19 protein-coding genes are annotated in these 17,417 nt (G+C 67.2%); 8 read left to right on the top strand and 11 right to left on the bottom strand.

The features are described from left to right. The 3 genes from A5712_RS26680 to A5712_RS26670 form a co-directional block, all read right to left on the bottom strand. Positions 1–392: divalent metal cation transporter (locus tag A5712_RS26680; protein WP_231982254.1), on the bottom strand; the 392-nt coding region annotated here is incomplete at its 3' end. Continuing rightward, the gene (locus tag A5712_RS26675) at positions 389–1,717 is read right to left on the bottom strand and encodes a magnesium transporter MgtE N-terminal domain-containing protein (RefSeq protein ID WP_068112419.1); all 1,329 of its coding nucleotides are present in this window, start codon (positions 1,715–1,717) and stop codon (positions 389–391) included. The genes A5712_RS26675 and A5712_RS26680, both read right to left, overlap by 4 nt. A 221-nt stretch (positions 1,718–1,938) precedes the next feature. Next, positions 1,939–2,688 carry a sensor domain-containing protein gene (locus A5712_RS26670; RefSeq protein ID WP_068112417.1) on the bottom strand — a complete coding sequence of 250 codons (750 nt, stop codon included), beginning with the start codon at positions 2,686–2,688 and terminating at the stop codon, positions 1,939–1,941. 131 nt (positions 2,689–2,819) lie between these two features. Between A5712_RS26670 and A5712_RS26665 the strand changes: the two genes are divergently transcribed. After that, the gene (locus A5712_RS26665; RefSeq protein ID WP_082973680.1) at positions 2,820–3,179 is read left to right on the top strand and encodes a VOC family protein; all 360 of its coding nucleotides are present in this window, start codon (positions 2,820–2,822) and stop codon (positions 3,177–3,179) included. Here the strand turns inward: A5712_RS26665 and A5712_RS26660 are convergent. Further along, positions 3,150–4,028: a DMT family transporter gene (locus tag A5712_RS26660; protein WP_068112410.1), complete on the bottom strand. Its 879-nt coding sequence runs from the start codon at positions 4,026–4,028 to the stop codon at positions 3,150–3,152. The genes A5712_RS26665 and A5712_RS26660 overlap by 30 nt on opposite strands. A 66-nt stretch (positions 4,029–4,094) precedes the next feature. After that, positions 4,095–4,487: a MauE/DoxX family redox-associated membrane protein gene (locus A5712_RS26655; protein ID WP_068112407.1), complete on the bottom strand. Its 393-nt coding sequence runs from the start codon at positions 4,485–4,487 to the stop codon at positions 4,095–4,097. 155 nt (positions 4,488–4,642) lie between these two features. On the opposite strand from A5712_RS26655, the gene A5712_RS26650 reads away from it, so the two are divergent. After that, positions 4,643–5,818 (top strand): thiolase family protein, encoded by a 1,176-nt coding sequence (locus tag A5712_RS26650; RefSeq protein WP_068112405.1) that lies wholly within the window; start codon positions 4,643–4,645, stop codon positions 5,816–5,818. A gap of 4 nt (positions 5,819–5,822) precedes the next feature. Here the strand turns inward: A5712_RS26650 and A5712_RS26645 are convergent, their stop codons facing one another. Next, complete coding sequence (locus A5712_RS26645; RefSeq protein ID WP_369830441.1) at positions 5,823–6,326, bottom strand: hypothetical protein; 504 nt, start codon at positions 6,324–6,326, stop codon at positions 5,823–5,825. A gap of 214 nt (positions 6,327–6,540) precedes the next feature. Here A5712_RS26645 and A5712_RS26640 point away from each other — a divergent pair, with 214 nt between their 5' ends. Further along, a complete protein-coding gene (locus A5712_RS26640; protein WP_068112399.1) occupies positions 6,541–7,281 on the top strand; it encodes a 3'(2'),5'-bisphosphate nucleotidase CysQ in 741 nt (246 codons plus the stop codon). 14 nt (positions 7,282–7,295) lie between these two features. On the opposite strand, the gene A5712_RS26635 is transcribed toward A5712_RS26640, so the two are convergent. Together A5712_RS26635 and A5712_RS26630 are read right to left on the bottom strand one after the other, a co-directional pair. Then, complete coding sequence (locus A5712_RS26635; RefSeq protein WP_068112397.1) at positions 7,296–7,742, bottom strand: hypothetical protein; 447 nt, start codon at positions 7,740–7,742, stop codon at positions 7,296–7,298. 175 nt (positions 7,743–7,917) lie between these two features. Further along, positions 7,918–8,823, bottom strand: coding sequence for a haloalkane dehalogenase (locus tag A5712_RS26630; protein WP_068112394.1), 906 nt, complete (start codon positions 8,821–8,823; stop codon positions 7,918–7,920). Between the two features lie 110 nt (positions 8,824–8,933). Here A5712_RS26630 and A5712_RS26625 point away from each other — a divergent pair, with 110 nt between their 5' ends. Continuing rightward, the gene (locus A5712_RS26625) at positions 8,934–9,662 is read left to right on the top strand and encodes a DUF2652 domain-containing protein (protein WP_068112390.1); all 729 of its coding nucleotides are present in this window, start codon (positions 8,934–8,936) and stop codon (positions 9,660–9,662) included. Between the two features lie 143 nt (positions 9,663–9,805). Here the strand turns inward: A5712_RS26625 and A5712_RS26620 are convergent, their stop codons facing one another. Both A5712_RS26620 and A5712_RS26615 read right to left on the bottom strand, forming a co-directional pair. Next, positions 9,806–10,942: a MalY/PatB family protein gene (locus A5712_RS26620; RefSeq protein ID WP_369830440.1), complete on the bottom strand. Its 1,137-nt coding sequence runs from the start codon at positions 10,940–10,942 to the stop codon at positions 9,806–9,808. A 46-nt stretch (positions 10,943–10,988) separates the two neighbouring features. Then, on the bottom strand, positions 10,989–12,095 hold the full coding sequence (locus A5712_RS26615; RefSeq protein WP_068112384.1) for a dihydrodipicolinate reductase: 1,107 nt from the start codon (positions 12,093–12,095) through the stop codon (positions 10,989–10,991). A 323-nt stretch (positions 12,096–12,418) separates the two neighbouring features. On the opposite strand from A5712_RS26615, the gene A5712_RS26610 reads away from it, so the two are divergent. Both A5712_RS26610 and A5712_RS26605 read left to right on the top strand, forming a co-directional pair. Then, positions 12,419–13,411 carry an LLM class flavin-dependent oxidoreductase gene (locus tag A5712_RS26610; RefSeq protein WP_068112381.1) on the top strand — a complete coding sequence of 331 codons (993 nt, stop codon included), beginning with the start codon at positions 12,419–12,421 and terminating at the stop codon, positions 13,409–13,411. Next, positions 13,408–14,604, top strand: a complete 1,197-nt coding sequence (locus A5712_RS26605; protein WP_068112377.1) for a cytochrome P450 — start codon at positions 13,408–13,410, stop codon at positions 14,602–14,604. Before A5712_RS26610 ends, A5712_RS26605 begins: the two co-directional genes overlap by 4 nt. A 7-nt stretch (positions 14,605–14,611) precedes the next feature. On the opposite strand, the gene A5712_RS26600 is transcribed toward A5712_RS26605, so the two are convergent. Next, on the bottom strand, positions 14,612–15,397 hold the full coding sequence (locus tag A5712_RS26600; protein WP_068112374.1) for a spirocyclase AveC family protein: 786 nt from the start codon (positions 15,395–15,397) through the stop codon (positions 14,612–14,614). A gap of 166 nt (positions 15,398–15,563) precedes the next feature. Between A5712_RS26600 and A5712_RS26595 the strand changes: the two genes are divergently transcribed. Beyond that, positions 15,564–16,202: a TetR/AcrR family transcriptional regulator gene (locus A5712_RS26595; RefSeq protein WP_068112371.1), complete on the top strand. Its 639-nt coding sequence runs from the start codon at positions 15,564–15,566 to the stop codon at positions 16,200–16,202. Positions 16,203–16,210: 8 nt separating this feature from the next. Next, complete coding sequence (locus A5712_RS26590; RefSeq protein ID WP_068112368.1) at positions 16,211–17,407, top strand: cytochrome P450; 1,197 nt, start codon at positions 16,211–16,213, stop codon at positions 17,405–17,407. Positions 17,408–17,417: the final 10 nt, after the last annotated feature.

Raw genomic sequence — 17,417 nt, 5'->3', positions numbered from 1 at the left:
TCGCCGACGGAAAACCAGCCCCAGCCGCGGCCGAAGCGTTCGTTGATCAGCCGGGCGTGACCGACGCCGGTCACCGCACCGAGCCGGACCACCATCTCCTGGTTGACGATGAGCACCGGGATGAGCAGCAGCAGCACCCACAACAAGGAGTAGCCGTAGTTCTGGCCGGCCTGGGTGTAAGTCGCGACCCCGCCGGCGTCGTTGTCGCCGACCATCACGATGATCCCGGGGCCGACGATCGCCAGCAGCGTCAGCAGCCGGGTCTTCCACGTCCGCGGGTGGTCGGTCTCGCCGAGTTTGATGCGCCCGAACGCACCCTCGATGTCGCCCAGGTGTGCGGTGTCGAGCACCGCGCTGAGCCCGGGTTTGGTCTCGTCCGCGTTCGACGTCACGGTGCCTGGCCTCCAGGGGCGTGGCTGTCGGTCGGTTCGGTGATTTCACGCACCGGACGGGGGGCGGGCTCGCGTCGGCGCCAGTCCTCCGGGATGGTCGCTTCCAGGACGTCGTCGACGGTCACCACGCCGAGCACGCGGTCCTCCTCGTCGACGACGGGAATCGAGTAGAGGTTGAAGTCGGCCATCAACAGCGCGATGTCGGTCAGGTCGGCGTCGGCGCTGACGCACACTGGGTCCGAATCCATCAGCGCGCCAACGCTTTCAACGGGATCCGCCTGCAACAGGGTGATCACCGACACCACACCGACCAGCCGTTCGCCCTCATCGAGGACGTGCACCTTGATCAATGCCTCCGGCTGGACGGTGCGCGCGGCCGCGATCATGGCCAGCGCCGTGCCGGCGGTGGCGGTGGCGGCGCACGAGACGAAGTCGACGTTCATCAATCCGCCGGCGCTTTCGGGGTTGAACCCCATCAGGGTGATCACCTTGGTGCGCTGTGGGGCGGGCATCAGCTCCAGCACGCGCCGACGCCGCGACTGGCGCAGGTCGGCGATCGCGTCGGCGGCGTCGTCGGCGCGCATCCGGCCCAGCAGCGCGGCGACCTCGTCGTCGGGCATGCCGTCGAGAAGCCGGCTGGCCTTGTCGGGGTCCAGCTCCTCGAAGACGTCGGCTTCCAATTCCGGGTCGCTGCGCACCCGGTCGAGGATTTCGCCGCCTTCGGTCTTGTCGGCCTCCTCGAGCAGGTCGGCGATCTCGGCGGCCTTGAACTCGCCGAACCGGTCCGACAGGCGCCGGACCGCGTCGGAGCCGCCGTGGCCGATCAGCGGTTCGAATGCCTTCCAATCGCGTGCCGCATGCCCGCCGGAATGCTTGATCAGGCCGAACAACGTCGGCGGCCGGCGGGTGTCCAGCCGCGCAACCACCCACCCGTCGCCGGTGTCCTCGAGTTCGACGTCGTACGCGCGCACCAAGTCCGCGGCGGCCACATCGATCAACCGATGGCCCAACACGTCGGCGCGCAACAGCACCTCACCGTCGCGGCGCTCGAAGCCGCGGAGGTCAACTTTGTTCTTGGTCAGGACGATTCGCTTCGGGGCGAACGCTTCGATGGATTTGGTGCCGATGAATACCCGACGGCCGCCAACCCCCGCCACAATCCCGGTCACCGCCGGATAGTCGTCGGCGCCCCGCAGGCGCACGATCACGTCCTCGACGCGGCCCACGGCCTCACCGGCGCGGGCCACCACCGGCGCGCGCAGCAGTTCGGAGAGGTGGATCACCGGCAGCCCCCCGCGGGGCTTCGCCGTCTCTGATGTGCTCACTTGTCCTCCTCAACGCTGTGCGACAGTCGCCCGCAGGATGCCATCTGCGGGTACGGCTTACAACCAGGTTCGGTGATGGCGCAAGTATCATGTCTCGACGGGTTCGGCCGCCAGAGCGTACGCCGCAGCCGCGGGTGATAGCTACACCCAACAGGTGAACGGCGGGTTGCGATCGGGGAATGCGACCTACCCGAGCTTTCTAAAACGCTTGAGCGAGTGGGCTATTGCTTGTCGACCTTGCCGGCGATCTGGTTGGCGACGGTGACGGCCAGGTCCCCGGGGTCCTTGCGGCAGGCGTCGACGTCGATCACGACGTTGTTGCGCACCGTCAGCGCCCGCTGGCAGCTCTGGGACAGCGTGGTGCCGTTCTTGGTCGCCGACACGTTCGTGGTGGTGCTCAACACCCCGTTGGCGTTGGAGACCGCTCCCACCTTCCATTGGATCTCAGGCGAGTCCGCGTCGGCGGGAATCGTGCCCTGGCGGTTGGCGCAGTCGGGCCAGCGCTGGGTGGAGTTGGTGAAGAAGGCGCTCGCCTCCTTGGCGGAGGGGAACAACACCACCACCTCGGTCACCTCGGGATCGGGATCGTTCGAATTCGGCGGAAGCGGCGTGGTGCCGCGTTCCCGGTGAACCGCCGTGTTCCCGCTGCCGGCATAGACGGGGGCCTCGCCCGGATGCTGAATGTAAAGGCATTCGGCCGGAAACTTGTACCCCTGCGGGTAGTTCGTCGTGCTGTCGTCCGGCAGCGTGTCGAACTTGTCGCCGACGGTGGTTCCGGTTCCGCCCACCGCGCTGTCGATCTCGGCCGGAGTCAACATCAGATTCGGCAGCGCGGCCTGGGCCAGCGGCGGCTTCGACGGGGTGGTGGTCGTCGTCGACGACGAGGCGGTGCCGCCCCCGTCGCCGCTGCTGCAGGCCGCGGCCAGTATCCCGATGGCGGCAACGGCGACCGCGGCGGATTGCTTGCGCATGGTTTGGTGCCCTTCGTGCTTGAGTGAGTTCCTCGAGCGTTCCGCGCACCCCCACGCGTCGGCCATTCAGAGGTGGTTTGCGGGTGGAGCATACGACAGCGCTTTTGCTGGCACACTGGGGTGTGCCCGAAATCGCGTTCAACTCTGTCTCGCCGATCGTGCCCGTCCGCGATCTGGACGTCGCGCTCGAGCGTTATCGCCAACTCGGCTTCGACGCGCGCGCCTACCAGGGCCCGGCGCGCTACGGGTTCGTCGACCGCGGCTCCGTCTCCATCCACCTCACCGAATGGGACGAGCACGACCCGCTGAGCACCGCCGCCAGCGTGTACCTCTACGTCAGCGACGCCGATGCCCTCTACGCGGAGTGGGCGGCGCTGGAAAATCTGGCCGGTCGGCTGATCGAACCGCAGGAAACGGACTACGGTTTAAGGGAATTCGCCTATGTCGATCCCGACGGCACCCTACACCGGATCGGTTCGCCGACCATTTGATTCCGTCGCCTGGCTGCGTGCCAGCGCCACCGTCGCGGCGATCATCACCGCGACCGACACGCCAAGGGCGACCATGCCGACCTTGTCGGTGCGAAGCGTCTCACCCAGCACCGTCACGCCGAGCACCGAGCCGACGATGGGCTCGGCGATGGTCACCGCCGGTAGCGACGCGGTGAGCGAGCCGGCCCGAAACGCCGACTGCTCCCAGGCCGTCGCCGCGAGGCCCAACACCGCCCAGATGTACAGCTCGGGTGCGCGCAGCAGCGCCGGAACGCCGTTGCCGAGCTGGTCCACAACTCCCTTCGTCAGGACCGTGAAGACGCCCCACAGCGATCCCGACATCAGCCCCAGCAGCAGCGCGCTGACCCAACCCGAAAACATCTGGGCGCCAATCACACACAGGAACAAGCACGGGCCCAGGACCAAGCCCACGACGATCCACGTCCGAACCGACCCGCGCGGCACCCCGGCCTGCGGGTTGCCGACGGTAACCACGACCGTGACCGCGGCGGCCAGCAGCACGGCCCAAACCCCTTGCCACCGAGTGATTCTGCGATGGTTGGCCGCGGCACTGATGACCAATGCGAACAGCAGGGAGGTCACCGACAGCGCCTGCACCAGCACCACGGACCCCAAGCCCAGCGCCGCGGCCTGCAATCCGAACCCGGCGGCGGCCACCAGGCTGCCCGTCCACCACCGGCGGTCGCGCAGCAGCCGGCGAAACAGCGCGAGGGTGCCGACCGGCTTGTCGGTGACCTGTTGGGCGGATCGCTGCTCGAGGACATCGCCGATGCCGATCATGAACGCGGCGGCGATCGCGAGCAGCGCCGCGATGCCCGTCCTGCCCACGAGGACCTCCCGTGCAATCCGCCAATCTTGGCCGAGAGTGTACGGTCAATGCCCCGTGTACCAGATCTAGCTGTTGCGCCTGATCTTAAGAGCGGTGGTGATCATCGGGATCTGCAGCGGCAGCCGGGCCAGCGCGGCGATCCGCATCGGCCATGGCTTGCCCCACCACAAGCGGCACATGTTGACGTTCGCCGGGAACACGCAGACGAACAGCAACGCGGCAGCAAGGGCGGCCAGCCGCCGGGTGCGCCGCGGCACCAGCAGCGCTCCCACGGCAATCTCGGCGACTCCGGAAGCGTAGGTATAGAACCGGGCGTCGCCGGGGAGTTCGGCGGGCACGATGTCGTCGAAGGGTTTGGGCGCCAGGAAGTGGACGGTGCCGACGCCCACCAACATCGCCGCAACCCGATATGCGGTCGTCCGGGTCGTATCAGGTTCCACGAGGGGTGTGGTGGTCATTGCGGGAGCCTAACGCCAGGGCGGACCACTGCGGAATCCTCAGCTGCGGCGTTACGCTTGACGCGGTTCGTGTAAACTTATCCCATTACTATTGCTCCTACAGTATTTGATACGATTCGCGGCGTCTGTCCGCCCACCGCAACGAGGTTGAAAACATGGCCACACCCGTGATCGTCGGAGCCACCCGGACGGCGATCGGCCGCTCCTTCAAGGGCGCGCTCGTCAACACGCCGCCCGAGACGCTGATCACCACGGTGCTTCCCGAGGTGGTGCGCAGGTCGGGCATCGACCCCTCCGCCATCGACGACATCATCTTCGCCGAATCCCACTACGGCGGTGGGGATTTGGCACGCTACGCGGCCGCCGCGACCGGCATGGAGGACATTCCCGGCCAGGCGGTGAACCGGCACTGCGCGGGCAGCCTCACCGCGATCGGCAACGCCGCCGCCCAGATCGGCTCCGGCATGGAGCGTGCGCTGATCGCCGGCGGAGTGCAGTCACTGTCCATGACGCCGCTGATGAACCAGCGCATTCCCGGCCCCGAGCTGAAGTTCGAGGAGCGCTGGCTGCCTCCGACGCACGTCGAGACCCCGGACGCGCCCACCAAGGACATGTCGATCACCGTCGGGTGGAACACCGCGCAGACCGTCGGCATCACCCGCGAGGAGATGGACGCCTGGGCGGCTCGGTCACACGAGCGCGCCATCGCGGCCATGGACGCCGGCAAGTTCCTCGACGAGATCGTCCCGCTGAAGATCACCCAGGCCGACGGCTCGGTGACCGAGTTCTCGGTCGACGAGCATCCCCGGCGCGACACCACCATCGAGAAGCTCGCCGCCCTCAAGGTGCTGCACCCCGAGATCGAAGGATTTTCGATCACGGCGGGCAACAGCAGCGGCACCAACGACGCCGCCGCGGCGGTCGCGCTCGTCGACCGGGACTACGCGCTCGCCGAGAAGCTGAACGTGATGGGCACCGTCCGGGCGTGGGCCGCCGTGGGCGTGCCGCCCCGGGACTGCGGCCTGGGTGCGGTCAAGGTGATCGGAAAGGTGTTGCAGCGCGCCGGGTTGTCGGTCGACGACGTGGCCCTGTGGGAGATCAACGAGGCGTTCGCCTCCGTGCCGATCGCCGCGTGCCGCGAGTACGGCATCGATGAGGAGAAGGTCAACTTCTCCGGCAGCGGGTGCAGCCTCGGCCACCCCATCGCGGCCTCGGGCGCGCGCATGGTCACCACGCTGGTCTACGAGCTGGCCCGGCGCGGCGGCGGCATCGGTGTCGCGGCGATGTGCGCGGGCGGCGGTCAGGGCGGCGCGGTCGTCATCGAGGTCTGACCGACTAGTTGCAGAACGTGTAGCCGATGAACTGCGCGTCGCGGGTGTTGGCGACCGAGTAATTGACGTAGTGCACCGCCGGCATCCCGTTGTACTGGGTGTTGGTTTTCTGCGCGGTGAGCGGTGGGACCGCCTTGGGGAAGGCCAAGATCAGATCGGCAAAGATCTTCAGCCCCGACTGGCAGACCGCATCGGGTCGGGGCGGCTGGGCGTTCCACGCGTGCACAACGACGGGGTCGGTGAGCTGATATCCCGCGGCGCAATTGGGGTCACAAATCTTGAAGACCGCGGTGCCGGTCCCGTCGGCGCCCTGCGGTCCCCACGAGCTCCACGACATGTCTTGCAGCGCAACGGCAACGCTGGCGCATCCCAAAATGCTGAGCTTCTTCGGACGCTCGACCGGCGGGACCGACGGGTTGTAACAGCCCGGGATGGCGAAGCTGCTCGGTGGCGACGGCTGGGTGGTGGCCTGGCCCGGAGTGCTCCGGTTGCCAGCTAGAAGCTTCACGCTGACGAAGGCGAGTAGACCGACCAGCAGCACAGCCAGGATGACGCCCACGACCCCCAGGCGTCCCCCCGGAAACCGCAGCCGACTCGATGACGAGACGTTGCCGCTCACGCTTACCAGGTTATGGCAGAAACGGCCGACCCGGGTGGCGCTGCCGCAAGAATCGTCGCGGGGTAAATTTGGTCAACGCTACCAACTTATTGAGGATTACCGAATGGATGATCATGCTCTGGCCGCGCGGCTGGCCGCGGAGGCGGGACGGCTGCTGCTCGGGGTGCGCGAGCAATTCGCCGAGGCCGACGCCGGCGAGCGAAAAGCGGCGGGGGACAAGCGGTCCCACGACTTCCTGATGGAGGAGCTCGCCCGCGAGCGGCCCGACGACGCGGTGCTGTCCGAGGAAGGCGCCGACGACCCGGTGCGGTTGCGTTCGCAGCGGGTCTGGATCGTCGACCCGCTGGACGGGACGCGGGAATTCTCCGAGCTCGGGCGCGACGACTGGGCGGTGCACGTGGCGCTCTGGCAAGACGGTGAGCTCGCCGCCGGCGCGGTGGCGCTGCCGGCGCAGGGGGTCACGCTGGCGACGCCGCTCGTCGCCGCGCCCCCGGCCCCACCGGACCAGCCGCGCATCGTGGTCTCGCGCACGCGGCCGCCCGCCCTGGCCCTGGCCGTCCGTGACGCGCTGGACGGCGTGCTCGTCGAAATGGGTTCTGCCGGGGCGAAAGTGGCGTCAATCGTCCAGGGTCTGTCGGATGTGTACGTGCACGCGGGCGGCCAGTTCGAATGGGACTCGGCGGCCCCGGTCGCGGTCGCCCGCGCCGCCGGGCTGCATACCTCCCGTATCGACGGGTCGGCCCTGGCTTACAACCAACCGGACCCCAAGCTGCCCGACCTGGTGGTCTGCCGGCCGGAACTGGCCGCGACGGTGCTGGCCTCGATACCCACGGACGCCGAGTAGTCGAGGCGCCAACCTCAATAGGTCAGCCGGCGCCGACGGCCGTTGGCCTCGTTGGTCCATTCCTTTTCGATCCGCCCGACCTCCAGTGAGAGCAGTGCGAGAGTCGGGTTGTCGCAATGCACTTCGTGGGCAGTGCGCAGTGCCGCCGCATCGCCGGTGGTCGGCAGGTACGGCCGCAGGCCCTCGAACCATTCGTCGCCGACGACATTGGGCGGATCACCGGCTTGCGGGCCGCAAGCCCATTGCTGGTAGGCGTCCCGCGCGTTCGCCAAGCCGCTTCGCCAGCGTTGGATGGCGTCGCAGCGCTGGGCGTGGATGTGCATCTTCATCTGATGCTTGTTGTTGGTGCTCGAAACCATCCCCGGGAGCAAGTTATCGGCGGCGGACCTCGCGACGCCCGCGATGCCCATGGCCGACGCACCCACGACCGTGCCCATCAGGCCCATCGTTACCATGTCCATCCGCTGATCGTCGCACCCCGGGCGGCGACGACCAAGGACTAGCGCATTCACCGTGCTCCGGTGCGTCCCGCGGCCGGCAGGGTGCTCATGCGCGGCGTCACGCGACTGATGAGCAGCAGCTGGTGTCCCGAGTTCGCTTCGGTTCGCCCCACACCCACGCGTTGACTGCGCCTTTTCAGTGCAGCGCCTGCTGCCAGGACAGCACGCGTCGGGCCAGTTCGGGCCCGGCGTCTTCCTGGATGAAGTGGCTGGCCTTGATGCGGGCGTGCGGCTGGCCGGCCGCGCCCGGGATGTGCTTGATCAACGGGCGGTCCGCTTGTCCGAGGATGGGATCCCTGTTGCCGAAGATGGCCAGGCAGGGTTTGTCCCACTGGCCCAGGGTCTTCCACGCCGCCCGGTTCGCCGGGATCGCCGGGTCATACGGTGACGTCGGCACCAGCTGAGGGAACGCCCGGGCACCGGCCTGATAAGTCTTGTCCGGGTAGGGGGCGTCGTAGCCCGCCCGCACCTTCGGGGGCACCCGGCGGACGGTGCCGAAGGCGACGATGAGACCGGCGGGCAGCACCGGGGAGTAGCGGGCGAACGCCCGCCACAGGCGAAAGGCCGGGGGCGTCGGGCGCTCGGCGGTGGGCAGGAAACCGTTCGCGACCACCAGCCGCGCGATCCGATCACCCTGCTCGGCGGCGATGCGCAGGCCGATCAACGATCCCCAGTCCTGCACGAACAAGGTGACGTCCTTCAGGTTGAGCCGCTCGAACCACGAGGTCACCCACTCGACGTGGCGCAGGTAGGTGTAATCCTCCATCCGGCTGGGCTTGTCGGAGCGGCCGAAGCCGATCAGGTCGGGCGCGAGCACGCGGTTGCCGGCGTCGGCCAGCGGCGGAATCATCGTGCGGTACAGATAGCTCCACGTCGGCTCGCCGTGCAGCAGCACGATCGGTGGGCCGTCGACCGGACCCTCGTCCAGGAAGTGCATGCGCAGCGGCGGGGTGTCGCTTGCAGTCACGTCGATGTAGTTCGCTACGAACGGATAGCCCTCCAGGTTTTCGAATCGGGAGTCTGGGGTTCGCAGCACATCCATATTCGGCTCCTCCGGGGGTGAGACCTCTGCAAGCCTCTCGCGGCAGCGCGATTTCGTCCAGTGGCAGATTCGTTGAGACGGTAACTGGCAACAATTAAACTGCCCCCATCATGGCCATCCGGCAAGCGGTACTGCTCATCGCCGACATCGGCGGATACACCCACTACATGAACTGGAACCGGGCGCACCTGGCGCACGCGCAGCTAACCGTGGCCGGGTTGTTGGAAGCCGTCATTGACGCCGGCAAAGGGCTGAAACTCGCCAAGCTGGAGGGCGACGCTGCGTTCTTCTGGGCGCCCGACGGCAACGCCAAAGTGCTGGTATGCGAGCGGCTGTCGCGGATGCGCGAGGCTTTCTTCGCAAAGCGCGAGCGGTTCAAGGTGGACATCGCCTGTGACTGCGCGAGCTGCGGGCAGCTGGACAATCTGTCGCTGAAGTTCGTCGTGCACCAGGGCGAGGTCGCGGAGCAGAAGGTGAAACGCCACGTCGAACTCGCCGGGGTGGACGTCATCCTGGTGCACCGGATGCTGAAAAACTCGGTACCAGTTGTCGAGTACGTGTTGATGACCGATCCGGTTGCCGCATGCCTCGACGACCCGATGCGCGGGCTGTGCAAGCCGCTGGTCCACCACTTCGAGGGCATCGGGGACACCTCGACGCATTACATCGACCTCGCCACGTCGGAGGTGCCCGTCGTGCGGCCGCGGCGCAGCGGCTTCGGCCGGTTCGGCGCCACGGCCAAGTTGGAGCTGAGCGCGTTGCCGTTCCTGTTGGGCATCAAGAAGCCCGCGGAGGATTTCCGCAACCTGGACCGCGGTGCCGAGGACGTTCCCGCGTAGCCGAAAGTCGTTCGACGCTATCGGAAATCACATGAGTCACTTGAGCATCGTCAGCTGGTCATGAGGCGACTTCGATTGCGATATCACCGGCGATATCGTGAATACAACTCACCTATTGGTCCCGTCGCGCAACAGTTTTGCGCTCACCGGTTCAGGGCCCGGCCCATTCGCGATATCGCCTCGGTGAGAATGGCTTTCGAGGTGGCGAAGTTCAACCGGACATGCCCGGCGCCGCCGGTGCCGAAGACGTGGCCGGAGCTGAGCGCGACGCGGGCGTGGTCGCGGAACCAGCGGGCCGGCCCCGCCATGTCGGCCACCACCGCCAGCCCGTCGCCGGTCTCCTCGTCGAAACCGAGGTCGCGGCAATCGAGCCACGCGAGGTAAGTGCCCTGGGGCCGTTGGTATTTCACGCCGGGAAGGTGCTCAGCGATCAGGTCGCCCAGCAACGTGCGGTTCGTGTCGAGGCCGCTCAGCAGCGCGTCGAGCCACTCGCCGCCGCTGCGGAACGCTTCGGCGTGCGCGATGACGCCGAGGTGGCTCGGACCGTGGCTGACCTCTTCCGGCATCCGGTGCAGCTCCGCCGCCGCCTCCGGACCGGCAATGGCCAACGCCGCCTTCAGCCCTGAGAGGTTCCACGCCTTGGAGGCGGACGTGAGGGCCAGTGCGTTCTCGGCGCCGGGCACGGTCAGGTAGGGGACGAATCGCGCACCGGGCAGGATGACCGGAGCGTGGATCTCGTCCGAGACCACCCGCACGCCGAACCGGCGGGCAAGATCGGCGACGGCGCACAGCTCCTCGAACGTGTGCACCGACCCGGTGGGGTTGTGCGGATTGCACAGGAGGTATGCAACCCTGCCGCCCGACGCGCCGGCCCGGGTGAACGCGTCCTCCAAGGCGCCCAGGTCAATTCGGCCGTCGACGTCGAGCGGCGCCTCGACCACCCGGCGGCCGTCGTGCGACACGAACGCGTAGAACGGCGCGTACACGGGCGGGTTGACGACGACGGCATCGCCGCGGTCGGTGACCAGACGCAGCATTTCGACGGCGCCGAGCATGACGTCGGGAACGATCGCGGTGCGGCCGACCTGCAGGTCGGGCCATTGCCAGCGCTGCGAAGCGAACTCACTGACCGCCTCGGCAAACGCCGTGCCGCAGGGATATCCGGTGTCGCCGATGTCGATCGCCCGGCGCAGGGCCTCGGCCACCGTCGGCGGCAGCGCGACATCCATCTCAGCGACCCACAGCGGCAACACGTCGTCGGCGTGCGCGCGCCATTTCATGCTGGTGCGCAGCCGGAGTTGCTGCAGCGTGAGTTCCTCGAGCGGGTTAAAGGCCACCCCGGCAGACTAAAGCGTGCTTTGGAATCGTCAGGGGTAGGTCGACCGAACTCAGCAGCCCGGGTTCCGCCGCAACGACATACGGCACGGCGTTGACGACACGCATCGCGGTGGCGACCATCGCGCCGGCACCGGAGGTCATCCCCCCGATTCCCGCCTTACGGGGATCCTTCAGCGTGGCCGCCAGGGTGCACTCGATGTCGGGGTCGCCGGTGATCGCGATGCGGTAGGACAGGTCGCCGATCCCCGTCGGCCAATCCGGAGCGACGTCGTGCGCGAGCCGGGTGACGTGCTCGATGACGATGGCCTCGCGTCCGTCGACCACCCCGATCGCCTGCATGCGGAGCGCGCCGCATGTACCGGCCTCGACGGTGCCCATCGCAACCTCAAGGGTGCGGTTGGTGACCGCGCGGTCGAAAGTCTCACGGATTTCCTGCACTTCGACGCCGAGCGCGTCGGCGATCAATCGGATCTGCCCCTGCCATTCGCCGGCGATGGCGCCCGGGTAGCCGATCCAGGGCTGGTAATCCAGCGGTCGGCCGAAACCCAACGCGTCGCTCATGATGTCGGGAACGCCGTAGTCGTCGTACAGGCCGATTTCGAACGAGTGGATCTTTTCGATCGACGACGACTGCGTGGACAGCACCAGCGGCAAGTAGTCCGCGGCGAACCCGGGCTCGATCCCCGACGCGTACAGCGACACCTGGCCCTGCTTGGCCGCGGCGACGAGCTGATCGCGCCACTCCGCGGGTTCGTAGGCGTGCGGGTTGACCAACCGAGTGGTGCTGGTGGTGACGATGTTGATGTCCGCTTCGAGCAGCCTGACGTAATCCGGGATGGCCAGCGCGTCGCGTTCGGGACCGCTGGCGGCGTAGATCACGCAATCGGGTTTCAGGGCGATGAGCGCATCGGCGTCGTTGGTGGCCTTCAAGCCGATCGGCTCGCCGCCGGCGAGTTCGCCGGCGTCCTTGCCATCCTTTTCCGGCGAGTGCACCCACACGCCGACCAGGTCGAGGTTGGGGCGCCGCTGAATGGCGCGGATGGCGATCGATCCGATGCCGCCCGTCGCCCAGACCACCACGCGATGAGTCGTCATGCTGCTCCTCCTCGAGTGCGTGTGCCGAAAGTCGATACGGCCGTTGCCCTTAAGTCGCTAAGAAAGTGCACACTATCCTAAAGAACAAATCTTAGGTTAACCTGCAGCTGATGTACATGCTCAGGTTCGACATGCGTGTCCGGCCTGGGCCGGGCCCGCCGCCGACCTCTGCGCAGCGGCGATCGACATGTGCGCCCGGCCTGCTCAGCTCGCTCGACATCCCGACGACTTTGCCGCGCCACGTCTTTGACTAACCGTTGACGCAGCTCTCAGCGGGCACGTACCGTACGCGATACAAATATTAGGTTGGCTAGGAGTCGCCTGTGTTCACGCTGCGCTTCGACATGCGCGCCCCCGCGTGGGGGGCGCCGCGAGTAGCGCTGTACGGCGCCGTGCCCGAAATGTGCGCGTGGGCCGAGGATCACGGCGGCCTCGCCGCGGTGTTCTGTGAGCATCACGGGTCCGAGGACGGCTACCTGCCGTCACCGTTGTTGTTGGCGTCGTCCGTGGCCGCGAGGACAGAGCGCTTGGCGCTGAGCCTCATTCTGATCCTCCCGTTCTACGACCCGGTGCGCCTCGCCGAGGACATGGCGGTCCTCGACATCATCAGCAAGGGACGCGCATCGTACATCCTGGCCCTGGGCTACCGGCCCGAGGAGTTCGAGCACTTCGGCGTGGCGATGCGCGGTCGCGGTCGGCTCGCCGACGAAAAGCTCGCGTTGCTGCGCTCGCTGCTGTCCGACGAGACGGTCAGCAAGGACGGGCGCCGGATCACGGTCACGCCGCGCCCCCACACCGCCGGCGGCCCGGGGCTGATGTGGGGCGGCGGAACCGTGGCGGCGGCCCGCCGGGCCGGCAGATACGGGCTGGGCATGCTGGGCAACGCCAACGAACCCGGCATGCGGGAGGCCTACGAGGAGGCCTGCCGCGAACACGGTCACCCGCCCGGCCCGACGATGTTCCCCAGCCGCGACACCCCCTCGGTCGTATTCGTCGCCGACGACGTGGACCAGGCGTGGAAAGAGCTCGGCGAGCACCTGCTGCACGACGTGCGAACCTATGCCGCGTGGAATCCCGGGGACGAGACGACGGCCGGCTTCTCGCATGTGAAGACCATCGACGAGCTGCGCGACAACCCGGCGTCGCACGTGATCATCTCTGTCCCGGAGGCGATTTCGCGGGTCCGCGCCGGCGAGATCCTCAACCTGTCGCCGCTGTGCGGTGGGCTGCCACCGGAAGTCGCGTGGCCCTACCTCAAGCGCGTGGGCGAGGTCGTGCTGCCGGAGGCGCTGGCGGAGACAAAGACACCGCTATGACCGGGGCGAGCACGGCGAAGGTCTACTACGACCCCTTCGATTTCGAGATCGACGACGATCCGTACCCGATCTGGAAGCGGCTGCGCGACGAGGCGCCGGTCTATTACAACGACAAGTACAACTTCTATGCGCTGAGCCGCTACGCGGACGTCTCCCGCGAGCTGATGAACTTCGACACCTACCGGTCGGGCCGCGGCACCACGATCGAAATCATCAAGAGCGGCATCGAGGTTCCGCCCGGGATCATCCTCTTCGAGGATCCGCCGATCCACGATCTGCATCGGCGGTTGCTCTCAAAGGTTTTCACGCCGCGCCGGATGGAGGCCATCGAACCGCTGACCCGCGCGTTTTGCGCACGCGCGCTCGACCCGCTGGTGGGTACGGGCACGTTCGACTTCATCGAGAATCTCGGCGCGATGGTCCCGATGCGGACGATCGGCTACCTGCTCGGCATCCCCGAAGAAGGTCAGGAAGCGATCCGCGACAAGGGCGGCCGTCAGCTCACCCTGAAAGAGGCGACGTTCCGGCCCGCCACGCAAGAATTCTTCGAACGCAGCTATGAGATGTTCGCCGACTACATCGATTGGCGGGTGGACCACCCGTCGGACGACCTGATGACGCAGCTGCTCAACGCCGAGGTCGAGGACGGCGGCGAGGCGCGACGGCTGACGCGGATCGAGGTGCTGCAGTACACCAGCATGATCGCCGGCGCGGGCAACGAGACGACGACGCGCCTGATCGGCTTCCTGGGCCAGCTGTTCGCCGAGCACCCCGACCAGCGCCGCGAAATCGTGGCCGACCCCTCGCTGATCCCCATGGCCATCGAAGAGACCTTGCGCTACGAGGCCCCCTCGCCGGTGCAGGCGCGATACGTCGCCCGCGAGGTGTCATGCCACGGCACAACAGTTCCCGAGGGCTCAATCATGTTGCTGGTCAACGGATCCGCCAACCGCGACGAGCGCAGGTACCCCGACGCCGACACTTTCGACATCCATCGTGGCGACACCCACCTCAGCTTCGGCCATGGGCTGCACTTCTGCATGGGATCGGCCTTGGCGCGCATGCAGGCCCGCGTCGCGCTCGAGGAGGTCATCAAGCGCTGGCCGGACTGGGAAGTCGACTACGCCAACGCCGCCAAGGCCCACACGACCAGCGTGCGGGGATGGGCGAAGCTGCCGGTGCGCACCGGGTAGGTCGCGGCTACTTGGGTTGGTTCGGGACGCCTGGGAACAACTGTTCGGTCGGCCCCGCGGTCACCCAGCCGCCCAGCTTCGTCACCAGGTGCGGCGCGAAAACGGCGCCGTAGAGCAGGTTTCCGACGACGACGATCGTGGCGATCGACAGCACCGACGACTGCAGGCGAGTCTTCGATCTCTGGTCGGCCCACACCTCGATGACGTTGCGACCCTCCGCATCGGTGCGCCCGAGCAGGTAGGTGAAGACCATCATCTGTATGCCCATCGCGAGGGAGTCGTAGAGCGGGTACTGGTGAATGGTGCCCTCGCGTATGGCCAACCCGGGGATCACGCGTCCGTAGTAGAAAACGCCGAGCTTGGCTCCCAGGAACCCGTTGAACAACAGCGCCCAGCAGAAGCCGACGACGAGCCCGACGATGAGGAGGGTGGTTGGCCTGCGCCACTTGAACTTTGCGCTCAACCACCGCCCCAGCGCCGCACCGGTCACGGCCGGGAGCACGAAGTAGGAGATGTAGCCGATGGGAACGAACGAGGGCAACCCACCCCAGGTGACGTTCAGCGGCCACCATGACGGCATCCGCGGAATGGCGGGCGGGAACTGGGCGTACATCGCCCAGTCGTAGGGCGCCTCGATCCACGAGAACGAGATCGCCGAGATGCAGAGAAGCAGCAGCGGGTGTATCCGGCGTTGGCGAATGCTCAGGTAGACACCGATCGCGGTGAATGTGAAGCCACCGACGAGGGCGAAGCCGCTGGCCGCCTGCATCACGGGCGTCATCCCGCTGCTCATCGGTCGTCCTCGTGTCCGGGGAAGCGGCGCGCCTCGGGATCAAAGCGGAGGACCAACCCGAATACGAGGACGATCAGCCCGAACAGCGTGCCCAGCATGATGACAGCGCCCACGGCCTCACCCCTTCCGGTCGATCCTCAAGATAGTGCATGCTATCTTAAAAGCCGTGTCCCAGCGACCCGCAGTTACGGCGGCCACGCGCCGGCCCCGCGGCGCGCCGCGCAGGCTGCTGCTCGACGCCGCGCGAGACCTGTTCGCCCGGCAGGACTACCGCGGCACCACCACACGCGAAATCGCCCAGGCCGCAGGCGTAACCGAACACCTGCTGTTCCGCCACTTCGGCTCGAAGGCGGCGCTGTTCCGCGAGGCCCTCGTCGCACCGTTCACCAGCTTCGTCGACGAGTTCGGCCGCACCTGGCAGTCGGTCGTGCCGGAGGAGACCAAGGAGGAGGACCTGGCGGGCCATTTCGTCGGGCAGCTCTACGACGTGTTCGTGGAACACCAGGGTCTGCTCTTGACGCTGATGGCATCGGAGGCCCTCAGCGACGAGGAGAAGGCCGACGCCGGCATCGACGACGTCCGGCGCGCCATCACGGTGCTCGGCCAGATCAGCGCCGAGGGCATGCACCTGCGCGGGTTGCGGTCGGATCACCCTGACCTGCCGGCGCATTCGACGGTGGCGATGATCGCCGGCATGGCCGCGTTGCGGTCGACCTACTTCGGAAGAAAGCAGCCGTCGCGGGAAGTGATCGTCGAGGAACTCGTTCAGGCGATCCTGCACGGCTTCCTGCACCGAAACGACTGAGAGGCCAGATGTTACGTTCAGCCGAGCTGTATTACGACCCCTACGACGTCGCCATCGACGACGACCCCTACCCGGTGTGGAAGCGCATGCGCGATGAGGCACCGTTGTACTTCAACGAGAAGTACAACTTCTACGCGCTGAGCCGGTATGAGGACGTGGCACGTGAACTGCCGAACTGGGAGACCTATCGATCCGGGCGGGGGACCACCGCCGACATCCTGTTCAACAACATCGAGGTGCCGCCGGGCATCCTGCTGTTCGAGGATCCGCCCCTGCACGACCTGCACCGCAAACTGCTGTCCCGGGTTTTCACGCCGCGACGCATGCTGGCCGTCGAGTCCATGGTGCGTGGGTTTTGCGTCCGCGAACTGGACCCGCTGGTCGGTGCCGGCGGGTTCGATTTCATCGCCGACCTCGGGGCGATGATGCCGATGCGCACCATCGGCTATCTGTTGGGCATACCCGAGGCGGACCAGGCGAACATCCGGGATCGCAACGGAGCCTTCATCGAAATGGCCGAGGGGCGCAAGCCCGGTGAGGTCAACCCGAATCTGTTCGCGGACACCATCGCGATGTTCGCCGAGTACATCGAATGGCGCGCCGACAACCCCTCCGACGACCTGATGACCGATCTGCTGCGGGCCGAGATCGAAGAACCCGACGGGACCCGACGCCCCCTGTCCCGGACCGAGGTGCTGTCGTACACCGCCATGATCGCGGGTGCCGGCAACGAAACCACCGCTCGCTTAATCGGTTTCATGGGGCAGCTGCTGTCGGATCACCCGGCTCAACGCCGCGAGCTCGTCGCCGACCGGTCGCTGATCCCCGGTGCGGTCGAGGAAACGCTGCGCTACGAACCGCCGTCACCGGTGCAGGCCCGCTACGTCGCCCGCGATGCCGAGCACTACGGTCGCGTGGTGCCGGAAGGGTCGTTCATGTTGCTGCTGAACGGTTCCGCCAACCGAGACGAACGCCGTTTCGCCGATCCGGACCGCTTCGACATCCACCGCCAGGGCGGGCATCTCAGCTTCGGGCAGGGCCTGCACTTCTGCCTCGGCTCGGCCCTGGCCCGGATGGAGGCCCGGGTGGCCCTCGAGGAGGTCCTCAAACGCTGGCCCGATTGGGAAGTCGACTACGTCAATGCCCAGCGGGCGCACACCGCAAGCGTGCGCGGGTGGGCGCGCCTGCCCGTTGTCACCCGGTGAGGGCTGGCCG

It is taken from the genome of Mycobacterium sp. E2327, from assembly GCF_001672675.1.
GTDB lineage: Bacteria > Actinomycetota > Actinomycetes > Mycobacteriales > Mycobacteriaceae > Mycobacterium.
The sequence above is the reverse complement of the archived record's forward strand: the minus strand, read 5'-3'. Positions and strand labels throughout refer to the sequence as shown.

Excerpts from the sequence above, each read along its gene's own strand:
- A5712_RS26620 (WP_369830440.1), bottom strand. The coding sequence starts at position 10,942 with ATGAAATGGCGCGCGCACGCCGACGACGTGTTGCCGCTGTGGGTCGCT.
- A5712_RS26635 (WP_068112397.1), bottom strand. The coding sequence starts at position 7,742 with ATGGACATGGTAACGATGGGCCTGATGGGCACGGTCGTGGGTGCGTCG.
- A5712_RS26650 (WP_068112405.1), top strand. The coding sequence starts at position 4,643 with ATGGCCACACCCGTGATCGTCGGAGCCACCCGGACGGCGATCGGCCGC.
- A5712_RS26625 (WP_068112390.1), top strand. The coding sequence starts at position 8,934 with ATGGCCATCCGGCAAGCGGTACTGCTCATCGCCGACATCGGCGGATAC.
- A5712_RS26640 (WP_068112399.1), top strand. The coding sequence starts at position 6,541 with ATGGATGATCATGCTCTGGCCGCGCGGCTGGCCGCGGAGGCGGGACGG.
- A5712_RS26590 (WP_068112368.1), top strand. The coding sequence starts at position 16,211 with ATGTTACGTTCAGCCGAGCTGTATTACGACCCCTACGACGTCGCCATC.
- A5712_RS26615 (WP_068112384.1), bottom strand. The coding sequence starts at position 12,095 with ATGACGACTCATCGCGTGGTGGTCTGGGCGACGGGCGGCATCGGATCG.
- A5712_RS26670 (WP_068112417.1), bottom strand. The coding sequence starts at position 2,688 with ATGCGCAAGCAATCCGCCGCGGTCGCCGTTGCCGCCATCGGGATACTG.
- A5712_RS26655 (WP_068112407.1), bottom strand. The coding sequence starts at position 4,487 with ATGACCACCACACCCCTCGTGGAACCTGATACGACCCGGACGACCGCA.
- A5712_RS26600 (WP_068112374.1), bottom strand. The coding sequence starts at position 15,397 with ATGAGCAGCGGGATGACGCCCGTGATGCAGGCGGCCAGCGGCTTCGCC.
- A5712_RS26605 (WP_068112377.1), top strand. The coding sequence starts at position 13,408 with ATGACCGGGGCGAGCACGGCGAAGGTCTACTACGACCCCTTCGATTTC.
- A5712_RS26630 (WP_068112394.1), bottom strand. The coding sequence starts at position 8,823 with ATGGATGTGCTGCGAACCCCAGACTCCCGATTCGAAAACCTGGAGGGC.